A 6,934-nucleotide genomic window follows, 5' to 3' on the forward strand; every position below is an offset into this window, starting at 1 on the left:
TACGGCCACCACCGAGATCTACACGCGTGTACGTACACTCTTCCCCCCCCCGACGCTCTTCCGATCTGGTTCGATTCCCGTCGCCCGCCCCACCACGGAGGCCGGGGGCCGGTTTACGAACCGGCCACGGGCCTCTGCGCGTTGGTCGGCGTTGGTCTGCGCTGGTCTGCGCTGGTCTGCGGTATGGCGCCGGGGCGCCCCGGCGCGCTCCCGGTGCGCCGGGGCGGGCGCCGGGCGCCCCCCGAAGCGCCCGCGAGTACGAGCGGCGGGGGCGAACGAGCCGGTTCAGAAGGTGATGCCGCTGATGCCGTCGGCCAGCGAGTCGAGGAATCTGCGGATATCGGGGGCGACGCCCGACGAGGCGAGGAAGAAGCCGAAGAGGACGGCCGCGACGGCCGGTCCCGTTTTGAGCGATCCCGAGCGGATCAGCAGAACGAGGACGATGCCCATCAGCAGGACCAGGGACAAAGAAATGGCCACGGTGTTCACACTCTCGGTCGTTCCGTCTCGCGGACCCGGAGGCGGGGCCGTTCCCGATGGCGCGCCCCCGCCCGCACCTGCCGGGGATCGTGCCACCGGGAACGCGATGTATGCCGGGAAGCCCATGATTCGTCCCTCAGCGGAATCCATCGGTCCGCCGACCCACCGGCCCACGGGTCCGCCGCCGGGACCCGAGGTCCCGGCGGCGGAGTGGACCCGAGATTAAATCTGACAGTCTTGTCAATGTTCTGGTGGCTGCCTAGCGTCCGCCGGACGAGGGCCGCCGGAGGGGCGGCCCCGGCCGGAAGGAGACCGATCATGACCAGCGCCACCCCGTTCGGGGACGACCCGGGGCGGTTCATCGCCGACTTCTACACGGAGTTCACCCGGCAGATCCTCGACACCGACGACGATCCCGGCGCAATCGTGGACCGGTTCCACGCGCCGGGCTTCGTCCAGTACGTCGACGGCAACCGGATCGACCGGGAGAAGCTGGCCGCCCATCTGCGCCCGGTCCGCAGGAACGCCGCCGGTACGCGGGTGGAGGTGCACGACGCCCTGGCCCGGGGGGATCTGCTGACCGCCCGGTACACCCTGCGCACCACGGGCCGTAAGGGCGACACCATCAGCGACGTCGGCTTCTTCGGGCGGTTCGACCCGGACGGCCGAATGCGGGAGGCGCATGTCTTCAGCCGTACCCGGTCCGCGCCCTGACCCTGCGCGGCGTCATCGGGGGCCGCCCTCACGAGGGCGGGGGCGGGTCAACAGGGCGGCGCCGTAGCAGAGTCCGGGGCACTACGAACGTACTTAGTTGCGAACATCAATCATTTGGTAAACTAATTACTGACGGTTCCTTGACGCCCTTTTGACTCGTCCCCAGTCGGCCGCCCCGTCCCCGTCATCCGGCGGCCGACTCAACCGCGAAGGATTGAGCCATCGGACACGCAGACACCCTCATCGCCATGGGCGGCGCCTTCCTGGCCGCCGCCTTCCTCGCCCGGCTCGGCGGCCGGATAGGGCTGCCCACGATTCCCCTCTTCATCCTGGCCGGAATCCTGCTCGGTCCTCACACCCCCGGCTTCGTCCTGGTCTCCGACCCGCACGACCTGGAGATGCTCTCCGCCCTCGGCCTGGTGCTCCTGCTCTTCTACCTCGGTCTGGAGTTCCACCTCGACGACCTCAAGGCCGGCGGGCGGCGGATGGCGATGGCCGGAGGCGCCTACCTCCTGCTGAACGTCGGCGCCGGGCTAGGCTTCGGCTTCGCCCTGGGCTGGGGCACCTCGGAGGCGCTGGTACTCGCCGGTGTCCTCGGCATCTCCTCGTCCGCGATCGTGACGAAGGTCCTGGTCGACCTCGGGCGGATCGGCAACCCCGAGACCAAACCGATCCTCGGCATCATCGTGGTCGAGGACATCTTCCTCGCCCTCTACCTCGCCGCGCTCCAGCCGATACTCTCCGGCGCCGACAGCCTCTCGGCCGCCGTGATGGACGCCGGGAAGGCGTTCGGCTTCCTGCTGCTGCTGGCGCTGGCGGCCAGGTTCGGCACCCGGGTCGTGGGACGGCTCATCAACACCAAGGACGACGAACTGCTCGTCATCTCCTTCCTCGGTGCCGCCGTCTTCCTCGCCGGGGTCTCCGAGTGGTTCGGGGTCGCGGACGCCATCGGCGCGTTCATGGTCGGCCTGATGCTCGGCAGCACCACCTCCGGCGACCGGATCCGCAAGCTGGTCCATCCGCTCCGGGACGCCTTCGGCGCGATCTTCTTCTTCGCCTTCGGCCTCTCCATCGACCCGGGCGATCTGCCGGTCGTGCTCTGGCCGGTACTGGCCGCGGTCGCGGTGACGCTGGCGATGAACGTCCTGGCGGGCATAGCCGCCGCGCGGATGTACGACTTCGGGCCCGGCCCGGCCGCGAACATCTCCACGACCCTGCTGGCGCGCGGGGAGTTCGCCCTGATCCTCGCCACCATGGCAGCGGGCGCCGGACTCGACGACCGGCTCTCCCCGTTCATCGCGGGCTATGTGCTGATCCTGGCGGTCCTCGGCCCGCTGGCGGCGGGCCGCTCCGGGCTGCTCGCCCGGATCATGCCGTCCCGCGAGCCCGCCGGGGTGGCATAGCCCCCCGGTCAACAGCGGTACGGAGCGCGGCGGTCACCCCCCGGGGGACCGCCGCGCTCCGTCATGTACGGCGGCACCCCCCGCACTCCCGTACGCCCGGGCCATCCGGGTGACCGCCGGGGTTGGGGGATTCGGGACATGGACATCGTTTCCCCGGTGCCGAAAAAGCCCGGCACTCCACCGCGAACCAGGAGGTTTCCATGCGCCGTATCGCCCTGCTCGCCGCCGCCGCAGCACTGACGGCGGGGCTCGCCGCCGCGCCGACCGCCACCGCCGCGGCCCCGGCCGCGCCGTCCGCCCCGGTCGCCGCGGCCCCGGTGCACTTCTCGGGGTCCAACTGCCCATCGAACAGCCTCTGTCTGTACCGCGATGTCAACTACACGGGGGGTGGCATCGCGATCAAGGCCGGTGACTACATCGGCTACCTCGGGGACTACGGCTTCAACGATCAGATGTCGTCGTGGTCCAACGACTCCGGTGTCACCTGCAACTGGTGGGTGCACGCCTACCGGGGCGGCGACCGCCACGTCCAGTACAACGGCTACCGCGTGAACGTCCTCCCCAGCGAGAACGACCAGGCGTCGTCCGTGCAGTGCTGAGCCGGACTCCGGCCGTGGCGCGTCGTGGCACGGGACACCGGACGCCGTGGAGGAGGTGCTGAGGGCTGCCGGTGAGGGGCCGGGCCGGAGACGGCCCGGCCCCTTCGGCGTTCCCGGAGCCGTACCCCGGCCGGGGCCTCCACCACCGCCGCGCCGGGCCGCGCCGGGCCGGGCCGGGGCCGGGGCCGGGGGTCATTCCGAGCGGGCCAGTCTGCGCAGGGTCCAGCCCTCGCCGTCCGGGTCCAGCGCCCGGGTCGCCTGTTTGAAGAGGTACTCGGCCCGCTCGTAGCTGAGCCGGGCGGGCGCGCCCCCGGACCGGCGGAGCGTACGGAAGAGGGGACCTTCGGTACGGTCCCCGATCAGCTCGGGCAGCAGCCGGGCGGTCCCGGCCCGCCAGGCGATCCGGTGCCGCCCCGACCGGGCCCGGCGGTCGTCGAGGTCGAGGTCCGCCACGTCGAGGGCGAGCACGGCGGTGACCGGCGCCCCCGATTCGTACAGCAGTCGCCACAGGACCCGTTCGCGCGGCGCGATGCCGGTACGGGACCAGAGCGCTTCGAGCCCGGCGGCGGGGATCGGGCGGACCGGGGCGGGCGCTCCGGCCCGCCGGGGCGGACCTTCGGCGACCGCCTGGTCCAGCGGCAGCCAGGCGGCGAAGGAGCGGAACGCCGAGCGGTGCCGGTTCCAGGTGGCGGGCGCGGCCGTCGACCAGGCGGTGTCGAAGACCCGGGCGACGGTCCCGGCGGTGAGCGAGTCCAGTGGATACCCGTCGCCGAGGGCGCGGCGCAGCCGGTTCAGGGTCTGGGTGTACGAACGGACACTCGCCGGGTCGAGTCCGTCCCGGGCCAGGAAGGCGTCGGCGGCCGGGCCGAGTGCCGGGCCCGGATCGGTGGCCCGCCCGGCTCCGGGCGGCCCGGTGTGGACGTCGGCGAGCGCGGCGGCGTCGGCGCGGCGGCGCAGGAAGGCCCGTTCGGCGGTATTGGCGGTCAGTGCGGCGGCGCGTTCGAACTCCAGCCGGGCCTCCCCGTACCGGCCGAGCCGGGCCAGCAGATCACCGCGTACCCCCGGCAGCAGGTGGTAGTCGCGCAGGGCCGGGTCGGCGGCGAGTTCGTCGACGAGGGCGAGCCCGGCCGCGGGCCCCCGGGCGCGGCCGACGGCGACGGCCCGGTTGAGCCGGACGACCGGTGTGGGCAGCAGCCGGACCAGGCTGTCGTACAGCCCGGCGATCCCGGGCCAGTCGGTGGCGGCGGCGGTCGGCGCCTGGGCGTGGGTGACGGCGATCGCGGCCTGGAGGACGTACGGCCCCGGCGGCGTATCGCGGGTCCCGGCTGCGTCGCGGGCCCGGAGCATCGCGGCGAAACCCCGGCGGATCAGCAGCGGGTCCCAGCGGCCCCGGTTCTGTTCGTGCAGGGGTACGGGCTCCCCCGACGGCCCGGTCCTGGCGCCGGCCCGGGACTCCTGGATCTCCATCAGGGCGACCAGCCCGTGGACCTCGGGTTCGGCGGGGGCGAGCCGGGCCAGCAGCCGGCCGATCCTGAGCGCCTCCAGGGTGAGCCCGGGGCGCAGCAGATCGTCGCCCGCGGTGGCCGCGTACCCCTCGTTGAAGATCAGATAGACGACCTCCAGGACGGCGGCGAGGCGTTCGGTCAGCTCGCCGTCCGGCGGCAGTTCGAACGGGACGCCCGCCTCGGCGACGGCGCGTTTGGCGTCGGCGACCCGGCGGGCGATCACGGTCTCGGTGGTGAGGAAGGCGCGGGCGATCTCGGCGCTGGTCAGTCCGCCGACGAGCCGGAGCGTGAGGGCGACCCGGGCCGGGGCGGGGAGCAGGGGGTGGCAGGTGAGGAACATCAGCCGCAGGACGTCGTCCCGGCCGTCCTCGCCGCCGTTGTCGTCGCCCGGGACGGGAGTGTCCGGAGCGGTGATGTCCTCGCGCTGCCGCTCCCGGGCCTCGTGGGCGAGCCGCCCCTGCTTCTCCTCCAGGTTCCGGGCGCGGCGGATGGTGTCGACGGCGCGGCGTCGGGCGACGGCCGTGAGCCAGGCGCCCGGATTCTCCGGGACGCCCGAATCGGGCCAGCGTTCCAGGGCCGCCACCAGGGCGTCCTGGGCCAACTCCTCGGCCAGGCCGACATCGTGGACCAGCCGGGTGAGCCCGGCGACGATCCGGGCGGACTCCGCCTTCCAGACCGCGCCGACCGCGGCGTGGACGTCCGTCACCGTCACCGGGTCACGCTCCGTCTCTCCGTCGTCCGCCGCCGGCGGCCGGGGTCCCCGGCCGCCCGTACCGCGGTTCGTGGTCAGCCGCCGAAGACCTGCTGGATCACGCTCTCGCCGTCACCGACGATCCGGCGGAACCTGCGGCCCAGTTCGACCGCCTCCTCCTTGCTGCGGACCTCGACCAGGGCGAAGCCCGCGACGGCCTCCTTGGCCTCCGTGAAGGGCCCGTCGATGACGGTGATCTCGTCGCCGGACGAGGTGAGGCGGACGCCCTCGGGCGCCAGACCGCCGGTGGCCAGCAGCACACCGGACGCCGTCAGCTCCTCCACGAAGGCCGCCATCTCGGCGAAGAGCCGCTCGTCGGGGGCGGAGGTGGTGTCCGTGACCCGGGTCGTCATCAGGTATCGCATCGCGCTCTCGCTCTCACTCGGGTGGTGTCGGGCCCGGCGTGGATCCGCCGTGCTCCCGACCGGACGTCGAAGAGCCTATGCGACAGGGAATGGCGGCATTCCCTGTCGTACGGCCCCTTCGACGGAGCGGTGAGAGCGGAGGCGGGCCCCGGCGGCCGGTTCCGCGGACATCCGGCACCACTTCGGCAGAAGGAACCCCTCCCATGGCCACCACGAGCGTCCACTCCCCCGCGTCCCCCTCCTACGCGGTGCCCACCCGGGCCCTGCTGGCCGCCGGCGCCGCCGCCGGGCCGCTGTGGGCCGCGGTCTCCCTGGCCCAGGCCGCCACCCGGGACGGCTTCGACCCGGTCCGGCATCCGCTGAGCATGCTGAGCAACGGCCCGCTCGGCTGGCTCCAGATCACCAACTTCGTGGTCGCGGGAGTGCTGGCGCTCGCGGGCGCCGCCGGGCTGCGGCGGACCCTGCGCGGTACGCCGGGCGGGACCGGGCTGCCCCGGCTGTTCCTGGTCTACGGGCTCGGCCTGATCGCGGGCGGAATCTTCGTGACCGACCCGGCGGACGGCTTCGCCGGGACCCCGGCCGGGCCGCCGGAGTCCCTCTCGGCGGCGGGCGCGGCGCATCTGGCCGCCGGGGCGGTGGTCTTCGGCACGGTGATCGCCGCGAACTACGTCCTGGCCGGGCGGTACTCCCGGGCGGGGCGGCGTACGGCGGCCGTGGTGTCCCGGGTCGCCGGTACGGGCCTGCTCGCCGCGAACGTCTGGGCGCTGAGCGGCGCTCCGGCGGGCTCCCTGGTCCTGGCGTCGGGCTCGATCCCGGCGATGCTCTGGCTCTCCACGTCCCTCACCCCCCTCGCGCCCCGCGCCGCGTAGCGCCTGCGGCAAGCCCAGGGGGCTGAACCGGAGACCTCAGGGGCGCGGGGAACCGCGCGACCAGCCACGGGCGGTGTGAGGCCGGGACTCCGTAGCACCGCCTACGGCGGATTGCCGTCGCTCCAGGGGCGGTCGCGTCTGCCGGGTCGCGCCCGCCGCCGGTCCGCGGACCGTGCGTGGCTGGTCGCGCAGTTCCGCCCCCTATGCCTTCGGCAATGGGGGGACCCCAGCGCCCCTGGGCACCTGGC

The 6,934-nt window shown here is 73.6% G+C and carries 7 protein-coding genes; 4 read left to right on the forward strand and 3 right to left on the reverse strand.

Translation table 11 applies throughout. The features are described 5' to 3' along the window. Positions 1 to 285: 285 nt before the first annotated feature. On the reverse strand, positions 286 to 480 hold the full coding sequence (locus AB0G74_RS33925; RefSeq protein ID WP_358823567.1) for a hypothetical protein: 195 nt from the start codon (positions 478 to 480) through the stop codon (positions 286 to 288). A 318-nt stretch (positions 481 to 798) separates the two neighbouring features. On the opposite strand from AB0G74_RS33925, the gene AB0G74_RS33930 reads away from it, so the two are divergent. The 3 genes from AB0G74_RS33930 to AB0G74_RS33940 all read left to right on the forward strand — a co-directional run bounded on the left by AB0G74_RS33930 (position 799) and on the right by AB0G74_RS33940 (position 3,196). After that, entirely contained in the window at positions 799 to 1,194 is a 396-nt protein-coding gene (locus AB0G74_RS33930) for a nuclear transport factor 2 family protein (RefSeq protein ID WP_361154469.1), read from the forward strand. Positions 1,195 to 1,442: 248 nt separating this feature from the next. Then, positions 1,443 to 2,597 (forward strand): cation:proton antiporter, encoded by a 1,155-nt coding sequence (locus AB0G74_RS33935; RefSeq protein WP_361154472.1) that lies wholly within the window; start codon positions 1,443 to 1,445, stop codon positions 2,595 to 2,597. Between the two features lie 200 nt (positions 2,598 to 2,797). Next, positions 2,798 to 3,196 (forward strand): peptidase inhibitor family I36 protein, encoded by a 399-nt coding sequence (locus AB0G74_RS33940; RefSeq protein WP_361154475.1) that lies wholly within the window; start codon positions 2,798 to 2,800, stop codon positions 3,194 to 3,196. 192 nt (positions 3,197 to 3,388) lie between these two features. Here the strand turns inward: AB0G74_RS33940 and AB0G74_RS33945 are convergent, their stop codons facing one another. Both AB0G74_RS33945 and AB0G74_RS33950 read right to left on the reverse strand, forming a co-directional pair. Next, positions 3,389 to 5,413, reverse strand: coding sequence for an RNA polymerase sigma factor (locus AB0G74_RS33945; RefSeq protein WP_361154478.1), 2,025 nt, complete (start codon positions 5,411 to 5,413; stop codon positions 3,389 to 3,391). Between the two features lie 74 nt (positions 5,414 to 5,487). Next, a complete protein-coding gene (locus AB0G74_RS33950; RefSeq protein ID WP_361154480.1) occupies positions 5,488 to 5,817 on the reverse strand; it encodes a YciI family protein in 330 nt (109 codons plus the stop codon). 203 nt (positions 5,818 to 6,020) lie between these two features. Between AB0G74_RS33950 and AB0G74_RS33955 the strand changes: the two genes are divergently transcribed. Then, a complete protein-coding gene (locus AB0G74_RS33955; RefSeq protein WP_361154482.1) occupies positions 6,021 to 6,686 on the forward strand; it encodes a DUF998 domain-containing protein in 666 nt (221 codons plus the stop codon). Positions 6,687 to 6,934: the final 248 nt, after the last annotated feature.

The sequence above is a fragment of the Streptomyces sp. NPDC020875 genome, from assembly GCF_040641415.1.
In the GTDB taxonomy this organism is placed as follows: domain Bacteria; phylum Actinomycetota; class Actinomycetes; order Streptomycetales; family Streptomycetaceae; genus Streptomyces.

Bases quoted from the DNA above. Each gene is read 5' to 3' on its own strand.
- AB0G74_RS33950 (WP_361154480.1), bottom strand. From the start codon at position 5,817: ATGCGATACCTGATGACGACCCGGGTCACGGACACCACCTCCGCCCCC.
- AB0G74_RS33940 (WP_361154475.1), top strand. From the start codon at position 2,798: ATGCGCCGTATCGCCCTGCTCGCCGCCGCCGCAGCACTGACGGCGGGG.
- AB0G74_RS33955 (WP_361154482.1), top strand. From the start codon at position 6,021: ATGGCCACCACGAGCGTCCACTCCCCCGCGTCCCCCTCCTACGCGGTG.
- AB0G74_RS33930 (WP_361154469.1), top strand. From the start codon at position 799: ATGACCAGCGCCACCCCGTTCGGGGACGACCCGGGGCGGTTCATCGCC.
- AB0G74_RS33935 (WP_361154472.1), top strand. From the start codon at position 1,443: ATGGGCGGCGCCTTCCTGGCCGCCGCCTTCCTCGCCCGGCTCGGCGGC.